Genomic DNA, 17,486 nt, shown 5'->3' with positions numbered 1-17,486 from the left:
TTGAGATTGATATATGTCAGATGATCAAAACAAACCGGAACAAACACCTGCTCAGGTACCTGCCAACGAGCCAACACCTGCACCTGCACCTGCAAGTAAACTGATTCCGACAAAACGCTCAACACTATTATGGATGTTGGGTGTGCTTATTATTGGTATTTTAGTGATTTTATGGGCATGGAGAATCGGACCTTTTGCCACGAGTGTCCAACAAACTGACAATAGTTATGTCAAAGGTAAAACCACTGTTTTATCGTCACAAATTAATGGCTATGTTAAAGATGTATTGGTAAAAGACTTTGACCACGTTAAAAAGGGTCAAGTGCTCATGCATATTGACGCAACTACTTATGACCAAAAAGTAACTCAAGCGGCTTCTGGAGTTGAACAAGCTAAAAATACTTTAGCCAACCAAACCCAATCCATCGCTCAAAAACAGGCTGATATTGTTGCTGCACAAGCCAAAGTAGATCAAGTGAAAGCTCAATACGAACTCTCTTTGGCACAGCTTAGACGTTATCAACAGTTAGGAAATAGTGGAGCAGCTTCTAAATCTGAGCAAGATAAGGCCGCGGCAGATGCTGAAAATAACCTTGCAGCACTTAAGCAAGCAGAAGCCAATGTTTTAGTTGCAAAAGAGGCTTTAAAAACCGCACAGGTCGCAGAAGCTGGCTTAGAAGCACAAGTTTCAAGTGCTAAAGCACAGTTAGACCAAGCGCAAACCACCAAAGACTACAGTGTCATTGTTGCTCCAATGGATGGTCAACTTGGTGAAGTAAACCCTCGCGTTGGGCAATATGTAGCAGCAGGCTCACAGTTACTCTACTTAATTCCACAGCAAACTTGGGTGATTGCTAACTTTAAAGAAACCCAAATTGCCAATATGCGAATTGGTCAAAAAGCATGGTTTACAGTCGATGCAATGAATCACAAGAAATTTACAGGACATGTTGAACAAATCTCACCTGCTGCGGGTTCCGAGTTTAGTGTTTTAAAGCCAGACAATGCGACAGGAAACTTTACCAAAGTTGTTCAACGTATTGCCGTACGTATCACCATAGACCCAAATCAGGAAGGAATGGAACACTTACGCCCTGGCATGTCAGTGATTACTTCTGTCGATACAAGCTCTTAATCAGCTTTTTAAAGTTCTCTTGAAAAAGCTACAATGTGATCATTCATTATTTTCCTCAATTTCTAATGTTTGATCACATTGCCCAGCCTATTTCCTATCAGCACATTGAACTCCCCTCATCTGTTCATCTCGACATTAAAAGAGTAGATCTAATTCACCCTCAAATTTCGGGCAATAAATTTTTCAAACTAAAATACAATCTGCTTGCCGCAAAACAACAAGGCCTATCAACTATTTTGACTTTTGGTGGGGCTTATTCAAATCATATTGCTGCAACTGCTTATGCAGCTCATCTTTTTGGTTTACATAGTATTGGAATTATTCGCGGTGAAGAGTTAGCGAGTAAGCCTCTTAACCCCACCTTGGCAAAAGCTCAAAGTTTGGGAATGCAGCTACATTTTGTCTCACGCAATGAATATCATTTGAGAAATGATGAAAACTATCTTCAACAGTTACATCTTCAATTTCCTGAAACTTTCATTATTCCTGAAGGTGGTTCTAATGAGCTAGCAGTACAAGGTTGTCAGGAAATGCTTAGTCAGAGTGATTTAAAGCAATACGATGTGATTTGCTGTGCAGTGGGAACTGGCGGAACAATTTCAGGGCTCATTGAACGAAGTTCAGCACATCAAAAAGTTTTAGGGTTTTCGGCTTTAAAAGGTGACTTTTTACAACAAGAGATTCAACAGTGGACTAAAAAACAGAATTGGTCGCTGACAGATGCTTATTGTTGCGGTGGTTATGCGAAAACGTCACCTGAACTATTTGCATTTATTGAAGGTTTTGAAAAGCAATATGCCGTGCCTCTTGAACCGATCTATACGGGAAAAATGATGTTCGGTCTGTTTGACCTTATAAAGAATAATTACTTTTCTGAAGGAACTCGTATTTTGGCTATTCATTCTGGTGGTTTACAGGCAGATATAAGAAATAAATCACACCAATAATTCACTCACTTTTAGCTAACGTTTTCTCTACGCAATAAATGTCTTTAGCACGAGTAAGTGCTGACATGGTAGTATATGCCCCTTTTTAATTTTCACGATTAATCGAGAATCTCTTATGTCTAACAGTCATGTCGATGTCATTGTCTTAGGTGCAGGTGCTTCTGGACTCATGTTGGCTGCACATGCTGCTAAACGAGGACGCTCGGTTTTAATTTTAGAAAAAGCCAACAAAATTGGTAAAAAGATTTTAATGTCGGGCGGTGGGAAATGTAACTTTACCAACCTGTATGTAGAGCCTGACAACTATATTTCTCATAATCCACATTTTGTCATTTCTGCCCTATCACGTTATAGCAACTGGGACTTTATTGGTCTGGTGTGTGATTATGGAATTGCATATGAAGAACGAAAACACGGGCAATTATTTACGTTAAACGGCGCTAAAGAAATTTTAGAGATGCTAGTGAGTGAATGTGATAAAACCAATAACGTTGATATCCAAACCCATTGTGAAGTTGGACAGATCGACCCATTAGAACAAGGCGGTTTTTCTGTACACACCAACCAAGGTCGTTTTAGCTGTGAGTCATTAGTTGTTGCTACAGGCGGCTTATCTATTCCGACTTTGGGCGGTTCTGGGTTTGGCTATGAACTAGCACAAAAATTTGGACATACAGTTTTCCCAACCCGTGCTGGTTTAGTCCCATTTACTTTTTCGGATCATATTAAAGAAGTCACCACACGCTTAAGTGGTAACGCTTTAGATGTCACGTTAAGCAACTCAAAAAATAGCTTTACTGAAGCGTTATTATTTACCCATCGTGGCTTAAGTGGGCCAAGTTCTTTACAGCTTTCTAACTATTGGAATACTGGGGAAAGTTTTAAAATTGACTTTTTCCCAAGCCAAGATTTGGCAGCTTATTTAAAAGATAAAAAGAAAGCACAACCTAAGGTTTTATTGCGCACCCTTTTGAACGAATTTACGGCGAAAAGTATTGTACAAGAGCTACAACAACTCATATGGCCAGAGCATAGCGAAACGGCGATTGGTAATATCAGTGATGCACAGCTAGAGCATATTGCCGAGCAGTTACATGGCTTTGCGGTTAAACCATCAGGCACTGAAGGATATCGTACTGCCGAAGTGACTTTAGGTGGGATTGATACAACTGAAGTTTCATCAAAAACACTTGAAAGCAAAAAGCAGAAAGGACTGTTCTTTATTGGAGAAGTACTGGATGTGACCGGCCATTTAGGAGGTTATAACTTCCAATGGGCTTGGTCTTCTGCTTATGCAGCAGCACAATATGTTTAAATGCCGAATAAGCTAATTTGCTGCTTTCGCTTCACTTGATGATTTTTCAGCATCACGTGTATGCGTTGTTGCCTGTTTTGATGAATCGGATTTGCTAAACACAAATTTATAAGCACTTGCTAAAAAACCAACGGTAATCCCAGCAATTACAACAGGTGCTAAAAAACGACCAGGCTTTTTCATCGTATTTTCCTCACTTATTTGTTTTTATAGCTGTCAAAGACAGAACGACCACTCAATATAGAGTGGTCGAACTTATCACAAAAATCAAAGATTTTTTGTACTGTTTATCTGAAAATTAGTTACACCTACTAAATTTCATCATTTTCGCCAGTAGAACCAAAAGGTTTATTTACTGGTGGTTGTGATGGATTTACTTGTGCAGAATCAGCTGGTTTTGCATCAGATGAAACAGTTGATGATGAAGTGGTAGTTGTTGGCGAAGTTGAAGCCGAAGACGTACTTGCTGTTGTAGTAGAAGGTGGTTGATATAAAGGATTTGGTTGATTAGCTTCTTTTTTCGCTTTATCGAGCAAGTCAGACAATAGTCTTTCCGCTGGTTGACGACCACCTAAACCAAATGCAAGCGCGAAAGCCACTGCAACTGCACCTAGGGTTAAGCCAAATGCAAGATTCACAATCGAATCAGCAATACCCATCGCTTTTAAACCAAGCGCAAGGACTAAGCCAATAATTAAGACACGAACCAAACTACCTAACCAACGCGAACTGTTATATTCACCGCGTTGAACTACGTTCGCCACAACATTGGCAAGCCAGAAACCAATCACCAAAATCACAGCGCCCAATAGAATGTTTGCACCGAAGTGGATAAACATTGCGATTAGACCACTAATCTGTTCAAAGCCAAGACGGTCAGCAGCTTCTGAAACTGCAAACAACATGGTAAAGAACACGATTAACCAGCCAACAGCACCAGAAACTTTAGTTTGACCGAAAAAGCGTTGTACATCTAATTTTGCAGGGATTTCATCAACACCTGTTCCTGCAATAAGTTCGGCAACCAAGCGTCCAACAAAACGAGAAACAATATAAGCAACCAGTAAAATTAAACCAGCAGCAATAATGTTTGGAATCGCTTGCAAGATTTCATTGAGCATTGCTGTCGCTGGCTGAGAAATTGTCTCAATACCTAAAGCTTCAAATGCCACAATTAATGTCGTAATGATAATAATGGCAAAAACAAATGAACCTAAAAATTTGCCTACATTAGAGCTTTTGAAAAGACCAATTTTTTCAGCTTGCGCTTGGACGCCTAAGCTATTGATTAAGCCTTCAACAATACCACGTACAATTTTTGCCAAGATATAGCCAACAAAAACGATAACGCCAGCAATAAAGATATTTGGTAAGAAGGCAATTGCCTCATTTACCATATTTTGAACAGGAATAAGTAAACCTGTTAACCCTAAGATTGAGAGTACAATAGGAAGGAAAAGTAATAATACAAGCCAGTAAAGAATTTCACCAATATTCTGACTGATTCCCCCTACCCCTACTTCACTACTTAATTTGTCATCGAGTTGCGTTCTGGATAGCACATTGGTAATTCCCGCCCGCACCAGTCGAGCAACGATCCAACCAATGAAACCCACCACCACGGCAGCAATAATATTTGGAATATAGACGAGTACCTGATTCACCATATTGCTAAATGGTCCACTCACTCCACTGATGTTGAGCACATTTAAAGCAGCAACAACAGCAAGAATCAGAATAAACCAGAATATGACTTTGGAGACGAGGCCTTCTATATTAGGAGTACGTCCTGTAGCTGAAGATAATTTGGCATTTGTATTTAATTTTTGCAGAAGTTTTTTTACCCCTGCTGCAACTAATAAAGCGATTATCCAGCCAACCAGTAAGATGACAATTGCAGCTAAAATAGGATGAAACTGATCCCAGTAATACATCGCATCAAACTGAGCGCCGCGAGGCCCATTAAAAAATTCATTCATATTGTTATGTCCTCAATTGTTATGTTCTTTTCAGTGTTATCAGTAAATGAAAAACACCAGTTCGTTGTAAAAAAATGACGATAAATGCGGTCTATGTCACCTTATGTTTTGAATATTTTTCAATCAACATCCTTCTGCATAAATACAACAAATTGATGCAAAAGATTGCAAAAAAAGCCTTCAGGACACATCCTAAAGGCTTTCTATCGAGATATACTGTTGGGCTTACTATCCTTTGTAAGTTTTCAGATCAGAAGTACCCATCATGACATGTGGTGTAGTCTCATGTTGAAAAGCCCCTTCTTGTTTTGGCGATTGGTTATGTTCAGAAACCATATAAACAATAAGCGCAAGAAGAAAAAGCCCTACAATAATTAAAATATAAACTGGCAATCTTCTTTTTTTTGCCGTCTCTTCGGGACTCGTCACATGAGGTGGTTTTGAAAAATCATGCATCTTCTTTCCCCTCTTCTATTATCATTAACTATATATTCATCATAACAATTTGATTTGTTGCATTGTGTGAAAAAGCATTATGCGAAGGTGACTATGGTTGCAAAACTCTACTTTTAAAATAATAAATTTAGTATAAAATTTAGCCACATTAATTTTGACTTTAAAAATATAATCTCATTTTATTCATTATCTTCTTCGAAGTTCGATTTGTAATACAATATGTTTTAGCGCTTACTTTTTATAAAATAGGCTATAATAAGCCCCCTTGTTTTAAAGCTACTCAATTTTATGATGTATCGTCAGCAAAGCGTAACTCTTGATCTCGACACTGACGTCACACATCAATGTTATTTGCATCAGACAAGAGATGACCATCTCATTGGTATTATTGAATTTAATAAGCCAAGCTATGAGCTCAAATGGGGTGATCTTGAGTATTTCCGTCGCCGTACCGAAGAGTTCTCGGTTATGCCATTCCCTGAATGTGTTAATGCGATGATTGTTGATATTCGTAATATCAATGTATTTCTGGACAATGAAGTCCCTATTTTACCTTGGCGTTTACTTGAAGAAGACTGCCCTGTTCGCTTGGTTGTTCCTCAAGATCGTCTTGAATATTATGCAGGTCTGTTTGAACCAACTTGGCTTTCAACAGATGTCGACAGTGCGATTTCAGAAATTCGTGAATTTATGGATATGTTTGTCCATTAATAAACATATCCATAAAAAACTTTCTTAAAATATTTTTACTTTCAGTTTTACCAATAATTCTCTACAGCAATATTTCCCTCACCACGACGATTCATCGTCAAACCACGGCGTTTTAAAGCTTCTTTGGTATCGTCAACCATTTGTGGGTTTCCACATAACATGACATGACTGGTTGCTGAGTTAAGTTCCAAACCTGCTGCTTTTTCTAACTCACCATTTTCGATTAATACAGGTAAGCGCTCATGCAACAGCGCAGATGGATCTCGAGTAATAATCGGAATAAATTTAAAACCGCTATGCCCTTCCCCAAACGTTTCAGCAATTTCTTTAATACGATCGACATAAGCCAATTCATCTGCTGTACGGACACTATAGACCAAATTAATCTTTTGATAATTAGACCAAGTTTCAAAGTCTTGTAGCATCGACAAAAATGGAGCCAACCCTGTACCTGTTGCCAACAACCATAAATCATGCGGCAAAGGTTGCTGATAGCGTGCCAAAGTCAGGTATCCATATGGAATTTTTTCCAAATAAAGCTCATCACCGACTTGCAAATGCTGTAAATTCGAAGTGAAGGCACCGTCTGGTACAACAATTGAGAAGAACTCTAGCGTTTCATCAAATGGAGAAGACACCACTGAATAAGCACGAACAACCAGTTCGTCACCTACTTTTAAACCTATACGCGCAAACTGACCTGCGGTAAATTTAAAATGCGAAGGGCGAGTCATGGTAAAGCTGAAAAGTGTTGGGGTCCAACGATGAACTGATAAAACTTTTTCTACGCTAAATTTTTCAATTGACATGATTTCAACGTGGCATGAAATAGTGCGCTCATGTTAGCATGACAGCCGAAATAATGAATACTTTTAAACGTTAAGGCTTTTTAAACATGCGGATGACATTACGCCAGTTGGCTGTTTTTGTAGCAGTCGCCCAAGAAGGAACCGTTACTAAAGCCAGTGATGCGGTCAGACTGACGCAAAGTGCAGCAAGTATGGCTTTAGCCGATTTAGAAGACGGCTTAGGTGCTCCTTTATTTGATCGTTTAGGTAAGCGCTTACAGCTTAATGATCTTGGACGTTTTTTACTTCCACAAGCATTAGAAATCTTGGGGCGTTGTGAAGCGTTTGAACAAGCTGCCAAGGGGGAATTACAAAGTATTGACCTTCGTATTGGGGCGACCTTAACCATCAGTGACTATTTAATGCCTGACTTAATGGCCAGCTTTTTACAACGTCATCCGCAAGCACATTTACAACTTCAAGTAGGTAATACACGCCAAATGATTGAAGCTGTAAATCAGTTCCAATTAGATTTAGCTTTAATTGAAGGTTCTTGTCACTTACCTCAACTTCAATGTATTCATTGGCGTGATGACGAGCTAGCAGTGTGTTGTTCCCCAGATCATCCTTTAACACGTTTAAATCGCCCCCTTACTCCTCAAGATTTTCACGAAGTAGAATGGATCTTACGTGAAGAAGGTTCAGGTACGCGTGAAGTCTTTGATAATGCAATTTTGCAAGATCTACCAGATGCCAACATTCGTTTAACGCTTGGTCACAATGAAGCAATCTTAAAAATAGTGGCTGGTGGTTTAGGAATGTCTTGTATTTCTAGATTAGCAATTGAACCTTTAAGTGAAAAAGGTCAGCTTGTTATTTTAGATACACCATTTTGGCAGCTGACTCGTCCGCTTTATATGCTGGTACATCGCCAGAAATATCAAGGGCCGGGCCTCAAAGCATTTTTAAAGTTCTGCGATGAAGATCAGGCTTAAAGCCTGATTTTCTAATGCCATCTAGAGTCATTTTCACATGGCTCACCGTCATGATCACCATCCATTTTAGTGTTCGGGCAATTTCGTACAAACCAACGTGCCTCTTCTAAAGAATGCATTTGCGAACAATGTTCACGCCCATCACAATGAAAAGCCGATGTTTCATCATTTACCCGTTCTGGGGCTCTTTCAGATGTAAGTGCTAAAGCCTTTTTCGTTTTTTCAGAAAGCTGGACATCCGGTAATTTACCCAAAGCTGCACGCTGTGCTTCAATAATCGTCTTCTGTTGCTGTATTAATAACTGCACTTTTTCATGTGATGCACGTTGCTGAGCCTGCTGACGATAATGCAATACCGTGAAACTCACACAGGCAACTATAACCAAGATGCCAACGATAAATATACTAATGTATTCACTTGAACTCAGCTTGAATTTGCTGCGTTTAATTTTTACCCGTTGAATCATACTTCCCCATTTTTTTAATCTTATTATTCATTTTTAAGAAAATTAAGGGAAAATTATATCTCCCTTAATTCTAAATCATTTAATCTTTCTAAGTGCTAGCAAAGTAGTTTCCTAATGCATTACGTAGGTACTTCCATCGATAAGATTTAGTTCATTATTAACGTCGGAAATTTGACAATAACTCACTTGTGATCGCTTTATTGTGATCCGCAATTTTATTCTTCTTGGTTTTAGCAGGGTTTGGATCAACACGTTCAATTTTGATCGCTTTAAATTTCCCCTGATTGTCTGCCGCAAGAAATCTCACTTTTTCATTTCTTTTCGGTTCACCTTCTGATGCAGGGAAATCAGAAATATGAAAGAAAATATCTCCTTCAGTGGTTGAAATAAAACCAAAACCCTTATCGGGGTTATATTGTTTTACCCTTCCAATATAAAACTCTTGTTTCATGATCTTTCCCCTACTTTTCCAATCCAGTCATCACACTAAATAAAAAGAGACTTTCAATTCCGCCCTTAAAAACATACGGTTTGATGAAGTCTCTTTTTATCGTTATGTCAAAAATTAATCTTTTTGAACACTACCAAAAATCTTGTCACCGGCATCGCCTAAACCAGGAACAATATAGCCTTGCTCATTTAAGCCATCATCAATAGATGCAGTATAAAGCTCAATATCAGGATGCGCTGCTTCTACCTTTGCAATTCCTTCAGGAGCTGCAACCAATACCATAACACGGATATCTTTACATCCACTTGCCTTTAACACATCAATTGCAGCAACCAAAGAGTTACCTGTTGCAAGCATTGGATCAATAATCATTGCAATACGGTTAGCAACATCTGGAACTAACTTTTTATAGTAAGTACGTACTTCAAGAGTGGCTTCATCGCGCTCAAGACCTAACACACTTACTTTTGCACTTGGAATCAGATTAAGTACGCCATCAAGCATACCGATACCAGCACGTAAAATCGGTACAATCGTTATTTTTTTACCAGCAATACGCTGAGTAGTAACAGTTCCAGCCCATCCATCAATTTCGCAATCCACAACTGGTAAATCTTTCGTTGCTTCATATGTCAACAACATAGTCACTTCTTGAGCAAGCTCACGGAAATTCTTAGTACTGATGTCAGCACGACGTAATAAACCTAATTTATGACGAATAAGTGGGTGACGAATTTCTTGAATGGCCACAGATGTTACCTAAAAATATAAAAACGTATTTATTATAATCTTTTTTTAACTATCAATAAAAAAAAGCCTCCATATTTGGAGGCTTTTTTGTACACAAGAATTATTGTTGTTGCGAAAGCATGAAATGTAATGGAGATAAAATTTCTGCTTTTAATGCCAAATTAATCATTGGATCTGGATATACACCCAAAATAATCACTAATGCAGCAGCAGCTAATACCATCAAACCACCCACTTTTTGTCCCCAATGTGCATCAGCATCAATACGAGGAGTTTCAGGTGGAGTCATATACATCACAACCATCACACGTAAGTAGTAATACAAACCAATACCACTACCCACAATAATCATTGCAGCTAAGAACCAGTGTTGAGTCGTTACAGCAGCCATAACAACCAAGAACTTACCAATGAAGCCTGCTGTTAATGGAATACCAGCCAAAGATAACATCATGACTGTTAATGTTGCTGTAAGTACTGGACGACGCCAGAACAAACCACGGTAGTCCGCAAGGCTTTGAGCTTCATCTACGTTGTTATATGGGCTAGACATTAACGCTACCGCACCAAAGGCACCAATAGTTGTTAATACATAAGTCACCACATACACAGTTACGCTACCTAAGCTCGCATAAGTCATGCTGATTAAAGCAATTAACAAATAACCAAAGTGAGCAATAGATGAATAACCCAAAATACGCTTTAAGTTCACTTGGCGAACAGCGAGCAAGTTACCGACTAAAATTGACAATACAGCAATGATTGTCAAAACAGTCACTAGCGAGTTCACCATGATTGCGCCAGAAGCAAGCAAATAACGTACGAACAAACCAATAGTTGCAACCTTAGCAGCAGTTGCTAAGAAAGTGGCCATTGGCGCTGGAGCACCTGCATATACGTCTGGTGTCCATTTGTGGAACGGTGCAAGCGATAATTTGAATGCAACAGCGAAAATAATAAGTGCTAAACCTAATAACACCATTGGCTGTTTAATTGCGCCAAATAAAGCTTGAACAGAATCATAGAATGAAAGTGAACCAGTGTAAGCGTAGATATACGCCATACCCATCAACAACATCGCAGAAGCTGTTGCAGAAAGTACAAGGTACTTAATACCCGCTTCAAGCGATTGGCTACGTTGATATGTATAAGCAAGTAAGCCGTATACAGGAATCGACATTAACTCAAGACTAATGAAGAAAGATGCATAGTGAGAACTTGCAACCATCAACATTGCACCTGCTACAGAAGCAAGTAACAAAAGATAGAGTTCTTCACGGTTGTCTTTATAAGTCTCGATGTAAGCATGAGACAAAGTACAACAAGCCAATGATGCAACTAAAATCATGAACTGATAGAACAAAGTAAATGGATCAACCATAAACATGCCCATCACATTTGCCGGTACAAATTTACCGCCAAATAGTTCTAACAAGATATAAAGTGCAGCAAGGTTTAAACCGACAACAGAAGTTGTTGCGATTAAATTATGGTTACGCTTAATTGCAATGAGCAGCATAACGACGACTGTTGTCAACGCAACAATCATCACAGGCGCTAATGGCATAATCGTAGAAAATGATACTGTGAAGTTCATGATTATTGGATCTCCACATGGTCAAGTTGAGTAGCTGTTTGCTGAACAGTTTCAACGACTTCTTGTACTGGCACATAACTATTGACCAACCACTGCATACTTGAATGAGATACATCCAAGAATGTTTGTGGGAAGATACCAAGCCAAACGAGACCAATCGCACAAATCATCAAAATAACAACTTCACGAGCAGATAAGTCTTTTAATGGACTAGTGTAGTGTTGCTTTTGTTCAGGATTTGGCTCACCAAATAAAGCACGGTGAATCAAGATCAAGCCATATAAACCTGCAAATACAAGGCTGATAGAAGCAAGAATCGTGAAGGCCGGATATTTATTAAATGAACCCATCAAAATCAGGAATTCACCAATAAAGTTACCTAAACCTGGCACACCAACAAGAGCAGCTACGAAGAACATTAAGAAGAATGGTAAGTATTGGAGTTGACCACGAAGACCACCCATCAAACGCAAATCACGTGTATGCAAGCGCTCGTAGATTTGACCAGACATAATGAACAATGCAGCAGATGACAAACCATGTGCCAACATCATGATCATTAAACCTTGGAAGGTCAAAATATTACCTGCATAGATTGCAAGTAAAATGAAGCCCATGTGTGAAATCGACGTATACGCAAGTAAACGTTTCATGTCAGTTTGCTGGTAAGCACACCAAGCGCCGTAGAAAATACCAATCAAACCGAAAATAATCGCAATATCTGCAAACTGTGCAGAAGCTGCTGGGAAGAATGGAATTACGAAACGGAGCAAACCGTATGCTGCTGTTTTAATCAAGATACCAGCCAAGTCTACAGAACCCGCTGTAGGAGCTTGAGCATGTGCATCTGGTAACCAGCCATGCAATGGAAACACTGGTAACTTCACTGCAAAACCAATAAAGAAGCAGATCATGAAACCATACGCGAAGCCAGCAGGTAAACGATTCGCTACAGCCAATAAATAGTTGTAATCAAAACCGATCATACCAGTCATCATGTAACCGTAGACCACAAGGCCAAGGATACCGATTAACATCACTAAACCAGCGATTTGCGTATATAAGAAGAACTTAGTTGCAGCGTAAACACGTGAACGGCCGTTTGAACCTTTATGACCCCATAACGCAATCAAGAAGTAGATTGGTACAAGCATCATCTCCCAGAAGAAGAAGAATAGGAACAAATCGATTGCCAAGAACACGCCAATAACGCCACCTAAACTCCATAATAAGTTTAAGTGGAAGAAACCAACGTTCTTTTGAATCTCACCCCATGAACAACCAACAGCAAGTACACCCAGTAAAGCTGTTAACAACACCATGAGTAAAGACAAGCCATCCACTGCTAAGTGAATGCCAATACCGAGAGATTTAATCCACGGTAAATAGAACTCAGCTGACCAAGTTGGGACTTTTGAGCCCAACTCATAGGTATAAGTACCACTTTGCCAAAGTGCAAGACCTAGGCCCAAAGTAATGAGCATACCAATTAAGGCGATCCAGCGTGGCAAAGTTTTGTCGAGTTTATCGACTAACCAACAAGTAAAACCTGCAATGAACGGAACAAGGATCAGCGCGGGTAAAATTAAATTGTTTTCCATTTTATTTCCCCACTACCTGAATAACGATCAAGATCATCAATAACACCACTACACCGAGTGACATGCTTGATGCGTATTCACGCAATGAACCTGTTTGACGTGAGCTTGTAAAACTGTTTCCGCCTTTAACAAGCGCAGGAAGCACAAGCCACAAGCTATCAATTGGATCACGACCAAATAGTTTGGCGAAGAATAAATAAGGTTTAACAAAAACGATGTCATACAACGCATCGAAACCAAATGCAGTACGACAGATATGAGCTAAGCCAGCACCAAAACTTGTTTGAGCAAACGACTTCACTGCACCGTAAGCAAATGCAAACAGACCAATACCAACTGCTAAACCAACAAGCGCGATACCTACTGCTAAATGCTCTGCTCCATGCATGCCTTCTACAAATTGTTCAGCAACATGGAATTCAGGAATTTTTGCAGTATTTAAAATACCAGCGACTGGACCTTTTAGTGCAGCACCTACAAAAGTAGACAATACAGCCAAGATACCTAATGGCGCCCAGTAAGTTGCACCTTTAATCTCATGGTAATGTGTATTTTCTTTACCGAAGAATACAACCCAGATTAAACGGAAGGTATAGATTGAAGTCAGGAATGCACCTGCTACACCAGCCCAATATAAGGTGTGGTATAGAGCAATTGATTGACCTTGAACCCAAACTTCACCAAGAATCGCATCTTTTGAGAAGAAGCCGATTGTTAAGAATGGAATCGCTGCTAATGCACCACCACCAATCGCGAAACATGCAAATAGGAATTTGTTTTTGTAGAACAAACCGCCCATTTTGAAAATATTTTGTTCGTGATGGTAAGCAAGAATAACTGCACCAGAAGACAAGAATAATAATGCTTTGAAGAATGCGTGAGCCAACATGTGGAACAAGCCAGCTTGATATGCTTCTGCACCCACAGCCATAAACATATAACCGAGCTGACTCATTGTTGAGTAAGCCAAAATACGTTTGATATCTGTTTGTACAAGAGCAGCAAAGCCTGCAACTAATAAAGTTACAGCACCTGTTACTGAAATGAATTGCATCACTTCAGGTGCAAGCTCAAATACGCTGAATAGACGGCAGCATAAGTACACACCAGCCGTTACCATTGTTGCTGCGTGGATTAATGCAGAAACAGGTGTTGGACCTGCCATCGCATCTGCCAACCATGTTTGCAATGGAATTTGAGCAGATTTACCAGCAGCACCTAAGAACAACATTAATGCAGTCCAGATGGTAAGTGACGAACTCTTCGTCATGACTTCTGCTGCGTGTTCAACGATGTACTGAGTATTCAGCGTACCAAATTGTTGGTAAAGCAAGAATAAAGCGATAAGTAAGAATACGTCACCTACGCGGGTAACTGTAAATGCTTTGATCGCTGCCCAACCATTTGCAGGGTTTGCATAATAGAAACCGATGAGCAAGTAAGAGCAAAGACCTACGCCTTCCCAACCTAAGAATAACAACGCTAAGTTGTCACCCAATACAAGCACAAGCATGCTTGCAACGAATAGATTGAAATAAGAGAAGAAACGCGCATAACCTTCTTCACCACGCATGTACCATGATGCAAAGATGTGGATTAGGAAACCAACACCAGTGATCATGCCCATCATAAGTAAAGATAAGCCATCTAAATGTAAGCTAATGCCAGGAGCGAAACCACCAACATTGAACCATGTCCAAAGGTTTTGAACAAAAACCTGCTGACCGCTATTGGTAAATGCCATACCAGCAATCAATGCAAATAATGCAGATAAACCTACAGAACCCACACCAATAATTGCTGCAACATTTTCAGAGAGCTTATCACGCCCTGCCGCCAATAAAATAAAACCGATTAGCGGAAATAATACTGTTAGATATAAATAACTCATCCGCGCATCTCACTAGCAGCATCCACATCCAAATGATGGAAGCGATGATAGAACTGAAGGACAATCGCAAGACCGATACACGCCTCTGCTGCAGCAAGGGTTAAAATCAGAATGAACATCACTTGTCCATCTGGTTGTGCCCATACGCTACCCGCAAGAACGAATGCTAACGCAGCAGCATTCATCATGATTTCAAGGCTCATTAACATAAATAGTAGGTTGCGTCGCACCATTACACCGTAAAAACCGAGTGCAAAAAGAATGGTTGCAACAATCAAACCATGTTCTAAAGGGATCTGGCCCATTATTCTTTTTCCTCTTCTGCACCTGGTTCACGTTTACCTAAGTGGTATGCTGCAACAAGGGCTGCTAGCAATAACATCGCGGCAACTTCAACCAATAATAAGTAGTGAGTAAAGAGCGCTTGACCAACAACTTTTGGTCCAATTACTTGTGCGCCAAGTGGTGCAGAGATGGTTGTATATTCGCCACCAAGCATCCAAACTAAAAGCAAACCAAGTAAAAAGCTCATGAGTGCTGGATATGCCCAAGCATCTGAAGAAAGCCATTTACGCTCTTGTTCTACAGTGTGTTGCCCTAAGTTAAGCATCATCACAACGAATACGAACAAGACCATAATTGCACCAGCATAAACAATGATTTCGAGGGCGCCGGCAAACGGCGCACCTACGATCATGAAAATACCAGCAACAGCAAGTAATGAAACAATCAGACTAAGCAATGCATGTACAGGGTTCGTGTTAGTCACTACACGAACCGTAGAAACGATGGCCACGAGCGCCATCAAATAAAACGGCCACATCATGGTAATAGACTCCGTACATCGATTGGTGCGCTTTCTTTTTGTGCTTGACCTTTCTCTTTACCGTTAATTGCCATACCGGTTACGCGGTAGAAGTTGTAGTCTGGGTATTTACCTGGACCTGAAATGAGTAAGTTTTCTTTCTCATAAACAAGGTCTTGACGTACGTATTCGCCTAACTCGAAATCTGGAGTCATTTGAATCGCTGTGGTTGGACATGCTTCTTCACACATACCGCAGAAAATACAACGAGAGAAGTTGATACGGAAAAATTCCGGATACCAACGACCATCTTCTTTTTCTGCTTTTTGTAATGAAATACAGCCAACTGGACATGCAACCGCACAAAGGTTACATGCCACACAACGCTCTTCCCCATCTGGGTCACGCGTTAATACGATACGACCACGAAAGCGTGGTGGCACAATCTGTTCAGCTGGTACTTCTGGATATAAAATCGTGTCACGTTTACGCGTTGCATGGCTAAATACCATAAACAACGAACGTACAATCGATCCGAATCCAGCTAGAAATTTATACATTTTGTACTCCCTGCTGTCCTAGGCCTGATTCATCAGAATCACAGCACCAGTCACTAACAAGTTGACCAACGCCAATGGCAAACAAATTTTCCAACCAAAGTTCATGACTTGGTCATAACGTGGACGCATTAAAGAACCACGTGCCAATACGAACATCATTACAAAGAATGCTGTTTTAATCACGAACCAGAATACTGGTGGAACAAATGGAATTTCTAAATTGAATGGCGCTAACCAGCCACCAAAGAATAAAGTCACGATTAATGCAGAAATAAGTACAACGTTTACATATTCAGCAACGAAGAACATACCCCATTTCATACCGCCATATTCAACATGGTAACCTTCAGCCAATTCTTGTTCTGCTTCAGGTTGGTCAAATGGGTGACGGTGAGTTACCGCAACACCTGCAACAACGAAAATCAAGAAACCTAAGAACTGTGGAATGATGAACCAAACATCACGTTGTGCTTCAACAATTTCACGAAGGTTAAATGAACCAGCAATTGCAACCACGCCCATTAATGAGATACCCAAGAACACTTCATAAGAAATGGTTTGAGCAGCTGAACGTAAACCGCCGAGTAATGAATATTTGTTATTTGATGCCCAACCACCAAATAACACTGCATAAACCGCAATACCTGCCATTGCCATAAAGAACAACAGACCGATGCTCATGTCTGCAACACCCAATGCAGGGCTTACAGGAATAACCATGAACGAAAGCACCGCAGTTGCCATCGCAACTGCCGGAGCTAAACGGAAAGTTAATTTATCAGCAAATTTTGGTGTCCAGTCTTCTTTGAACATGATCTTAAGCATGTCGGCAACGATCTGGAACATACCACCAGGACCAACACGGTTTGGACCATAACGGTCTTGCCACAATGCAAGCAAACGACGCTCAATAAAAGACATCAATGCAGCAACTAAAACTACAACAAGCAAAATCACAACTGCTTGAACAACTGCGTAAGCAATTGGCCAGTTCTCAGCCCAAAGTGGCGTTTGACGTATAATTTCTTGATTCATGAA

19 protein-coding genes are annotated in these 17,486 nt (G+C 40.0%); 5 read left to right on the top strand and 14 right to left on the bottom strand.

Features of this window, described 5'->3' with window-relative positions; genetic code table 11:
• Positions 1 to 13: 13 nt before the first annotated feature.
• The 3 genes from ACH8JV_RS12005 to ACH8JV_RS11995 all read left to right on the top strand — a co-directional run bounded on the left by ACH8JV_RS12005 (position 14) and on the right by ACH8JV_RS11995 (position 3,397).
• The gene (locus ACH8JV_RS12005; RefSeq protein ID WP_396521453.1) at positions 14 to 1,135 is read left to right on the top strand and encodes an HlyD family secretion protein; all 1,122 of its coding nucleotides are present in this window, start codon (positions 14 to 16) and stop codon (positions 1,133 to 1,135) included.
• A 65-nt stretch (positions 1,136 to 1,200) separates the two neighbouring features.
• A complete protein-coding gene (locus tag ACH8JV_RS12000; protein ID WP_396521451.1) occupies positions 1,201 to 2,082 on the top strand; it encodes a 1-aminocyclopropane-1-carboxylate deaminase/D-cysteine desulfhydrase in 882 nt (293 codons plus the stop codon).
• Positions 2,083 to 2,197: 115 nt separating this feature from the next.
• Entirely contained in the window at positions 2,198 to 3,397 is a 1,200-nt protein-coding gene (locus ACH8JV_RS11995; RefSeq protein ID WP_396521449.1) for an NAD(P)/FAD-dependent oxidoreductase, read from the top strand.
• A 12-nt stretch (positions 3,398 to 3,409) separates the two neighbouring features.
• Here the strand turns inward: ACH8JV_RS11995 and ACH8JV_RS11990 are convergent, their stop codons facing one another.
• From ACH8JV_RS11990 to ACH8JV_RS11980, 3 genes are all read right to left on the bottom strand, one after another.
• Complete coding sequence (locus ACH8JV_RS11990) at positions 3,410 to 3,580, bottom strand: hypothetical protein (protein ID WP_019457074.1); 171 nt, start codon at positions 3,578 to 3,580, stop codon at positions 3,410 to 3,412.
• Between the two features lie 128 nt (positions 3,581 to 3,708).
• Positions 3,709 to 5,376 carry a mechanosensitive ion channel gene (locus tag ACH8JV_RS11985; RefSeq protein ID WP_263613024.1) on the bottom strand — a complete coding sequence of 556 codons (1,668 nt, stop codon included), beginning with the start codon at positions 5,374 to 5,376 and terminating at the stop codon, positions 3,709 to 3,711.
• Positions 5,377 to 5,604: 228 nt separating this feature from the next.
• Positions 5,605 to 5,832, bottom strand: coding sequence for a hypothetical protein (locus ACH8JV_RS11980; protein ID WP_263613023.1), 228 nt, complete (start codon positions 5,830 to 5,832; stop codon positions 5,605 to 5,607).
• A 291-nt stretch (positions 5,833 to 6,123) separates the two neighbouring features.
• Between ACH8JV_RS11980 and ACH8JV_RS11975 the strand changes: the two genes are divergently transcribed.
• Positions 6,124 to 6,543 (top strand): hypothetical protein, encoded by a 420-nt coding sequence (locus ACH8JV_RS11975; RefSeq protein ID WP_170318166.1) that lies wholly within the window; start codon positions 6,124 to 6,126, stop codon positions 6,541 to 6,543.
• Between the two features lie 47 nt (positions 6,544 to 6,590).
• Here ACH8JV_RS11975 and ACH8JV_RS11970 read toward each other — a convergent pair whose 3' ends face one another.
• On the bottom strand, positions 6,591 to 7,352 hold the full coding sequence (locus tag ACH8JV_RS11970; RefSeq protein WP_396521447.1) for a ferredoxin--NADP reductase: 762 nt from the start codon (positions 7,350 to 7,352) through the stop codon (positions 6,591 to 6,593).
• 86 nt (positions 7,353 to 7,438) lie between these two features.
• Here ACH8JV_RS11970 and gigC point away from each other — a divergent pair, with 86 nt between their 5' ends.
• Positions 7,439 to 8,326, top strand: coding sequence for a LysR family transcriptional regulator GigC (gigC, locus tag ACH8JV_RS11965; protein ID WP_151739721.1), 888 nt, complete (start codon positions 7,439 to 7,441; stop codon positions 8,324 to 8,326).
• Positions 8,327 to 8,337: 11 nt separating this feature from the next.
• Here gigC and ACH8JV_RS11960 read toward each other — a convergent pair whose 3' ends face one another.
• From ACH8JV_RS11960 to nuoH, 10 genes are all read right to left on the bottom strand, one after another.
• Positions 8,338 to 8,793 carry an excalibur calcium-binding domain-containing protein gene (locus ACH8JV_RS11960; protein ID WP_396521445.1) on the bottom strand — a complete coding sequence of 152 codons (456 nt, stop codon included), beginning with the start codon at positions 8,791 to 8,793 and terminating at the stop codon, positions 8,338 to 8,340.
• 157 nt (positions 8,794 to 8,950) lie between these two features.
• Positions 8,951 to 9,244, bottom strand: a complete 294-nt coding sequence (locus ACH8JV_RS11955; protein WP_077169979.1) for a cold shock domain-containing protein — start codon at positions 9,242 to 9,244, stop codon at positions 8,951 to 8,953.
• A gap of 114 nt (positions 9,245 to 9,358) precedes the next feature.
• On the bottom strand, positions 9,359 to 9,994 hold the full coding sequence (upp, locus tag ACH8JV_RS11950) for a uracil phosphoribosyltransferase (protein ID WP_019457078.1): 636 nt from the start codon (positions 9,992 to 9,994) through the stop codon (positions 9,359 to 9,361).
• Between the two features lie 100 nt (positions 9,995 to 10,094).
• The gene (nuoN, locus tag ACH8JV_RS11945; protein WP_004703492.1) at positions 10,095 to 11,591 is read right to left on the bottom strand and encodes an NADH-quinone oxidoreductase subunit NuoN; all 1,497 of its coding nucleotides are present in this window, start codon (positions 11,589 to 11,591) and stop codon (positions 10,095 to 10,097) included.
• 2 nt (positions 11,592 to 11,593) lie between these two features.
• Entirely contained in the window at positions 11,594 to 13,192 is a 1,599-nt protein-coding gene (nuoM, locus tag ACH8JV_RS11940) for an NADH-quinone oxidoreductase subunit M (protein WP_019457080.1), read from the bottom strand.
• Between the two features lies 1 nt (position 13,193).
• Positions 13,194 to 15,083 carry an NADH-quinone oxidoreductase subunit L gene (nuoL, locus tag ACH8JV_RS11935; RefSeq protein WP_396521442.1) on the bottom strand — a complete coding sequence of 630 codons (1,890 nt, stop codon included), beginning with the start codon at positions 15,081 to 15,083 and terminating at the stop codon, positions 13,194 to 13,196.
• A complete protein-coding gene (gene nuoK, locus ACH8JV_RS11930; protein ID WP_000529822.1) occupies positions 15,080 to 15,388 on the bottom strand; it encodes an NADH-quinone oxidoreductase subunit NuoK in 309 nt (102 codons plus the stop codon). The genes nuoL and nuoK overlap by 4 nt, the downstream gene beginning before the upstream one ends.
• Positions 15,388 to 15,906 carry an NADH-quinone oxidoreductase subunit J gene (gene nuoJ, locus ACH8JV_RS11925; RefSeq protein ID WP_014205902.1) on the bottom strand — a complete coding sequence of 173 codons (519 nt, stop codon included), beginning with the start codon at positions 15,904 to 15,906 and terminating at the stop codon, positions 15,388 to 15,390. Before nuoJ ends, nuoK begins: the two co-directional genes overlap by 1 nt.
• Positions 15,906 to 16,448, bottom strand: a complete 543-nt coding sequence (nuoI, locus tag ACH8JV_RS11920) for an NADH-quinone oxidoreductase subunit NuoI (RefSeq protein ID WP_263613019.1) — start codon at positions 16,446 to 16,448, stop codon at positions 15,906 to 15,908. Before nuoI ends, nuoJ begins: the two co-directional genes overlap by 1 nt.
• 18 nt (positions 16,449 to 16,466) lie before the next feature.
• Positions 16,467 to 17,483, bottom strand: coding sequence for an NADH-quinone oxidoreductase subunit NuoH (gene nuoH, locus ACH8JV_RS11915; protein WP_311070184.1), 1,017 nt, complete (start codon positions 17,481 to 17,483; stop codon positions 16,467 to 16,469).
• Between the last annotated feature and the right edge of the window lie 3 nt (positions 17,484 to 17,486).

The organism is Acinetobacter sp. ABJ_C5_2, from assembly GCF_044538485.1.
GTDB lineage: Bacteria > Pseudomonadota > Gammaproteobacteria > Pseudomonadales > Moraxellaceae > Acinetobacter > Acinetobacter nosocomialis_A.
Note: the sequence above shows the minus strand (reverse complement) of the source record. Positions and strands in the feature narration are given on the sequence as shown.

Coding starts and splice junctions, on each gene's coding strand:
- nuoK (WP_000529822.1), bottom strand. CDS start 15,388: ATGGGCCAGATCCCTTTAGAACATGGTTTGATTGTTGCAACCATTCTT.
- ACH8JV_RS11975 (WP_170318166.1), top strand. CDS start 6,124: ATGTATCGTCAGCAAAGCGTAACTCTTGATCTCGACACTGACGTCACA.
- nuoI (WP_263613019.1), bottom strand. CDS start 16,448: ATGTATAAATTTCTAGCTGGATTCGGATCGATTGTACGTTCGTTGTTT.
- ACH8JV_RS12005 (WP_396521453.1), top strand. CDS start 14: ATGTCAGATGATCAAAACAAACCGGAACAAACACCTGCTCAGGTACCT.
- nuoL (WP_396521442.1), bottom strand. CDS start 15,083: ATGAGTTATTTATATCTAACAGTATTATTTCCGCTAATCGGTTTTATT.
- nuoH (WP_311070184.1), bottom strand. CDS start 17,483: ATGAATCAAGAAATTATACGTCAAACGCCACTTTGGGCTGAGAACTGG.
- ACH8JV_RS11955 (WP_077169979.1), bottom strand. CDS start 9,244: ATGAAACAAGAGTTTTATATTGGAAGGGTAAAACAATATAACCCCGAT.
- nuoM (WP_019457080.1), bottom strand. CDS start 13,192: ATGGAAAACAATTTAATTTTACCCGCGCTGATCCTTGTTCCGTTCATT.
- ACH8JV_RS11995 (WP_396521449.1), top strand. CDS start 2,198: ATGTCTAACAGTCATGTCGATGTCATTGTCTTAGGTGCAGGTGCTTCT.
- nuoN (WP_004703492.1), bottom strand. CDS start 11,591: ATGAACTTCACAGTATCATTTTCTACGATTATGCCATTAGCGCCTGTG.
- ACH8JV_RS11990 (WP_019457074.1), bottom strand. CDS start 3,580: ATGAAAAAGCCTGGTCGTTTTTTAGCACCTGTTGTAATTGCTGGGATT.
- gigC (WP_151739721.1), top strand. CDS start 7,439: ATGCGGATGACATTACGCCAGTTGGCTGTTTTTGTAGCAGTCGCCCAA.
- ACH8JV_RS11970 (WP_396521447.1), bottom strand. CDS start 7,352: ATGTCAATTGAAAAATTTAGCGTAGAAAAAGTTTTATCAGTTCATCGT.
- ACH8JV_RS11985 (WP_263613024.1), bottom strand. CDS start 5,376: ATGAATGAATTTTTTAATGGGCCTCGCGGCGCTCAGTTTGATGCGATG.
- nuoJ (WP_014205902.1), bottom strand. CDS start 15,906: ATGTGGCCGTTTTATTTGATGGCGCTCGTGGCCATCGTTTCTACGGTT.
- ACH8JV_RS11980 (WP_263613023.1), bottom strand. CDS start 5,832: ATGCATGATTTTTCAAAACCACCTCATGTGACGAGTCCCGAAGAGACG.
- ACH8JV_RS12000 (WP_396521451.1), top strand. CDS start 1,201: ATGTTTGATCACATTGCCCAGCCTATTTCCTATCAGCACATTGAACTC.
- ACH8JV_RS11960 (WP_396521445.1), bottom strand. CDS start 8,793: ATGATTCAACGGGTAAAAATTAAACGCAGCAAATTCAAGCTGAGTTCA.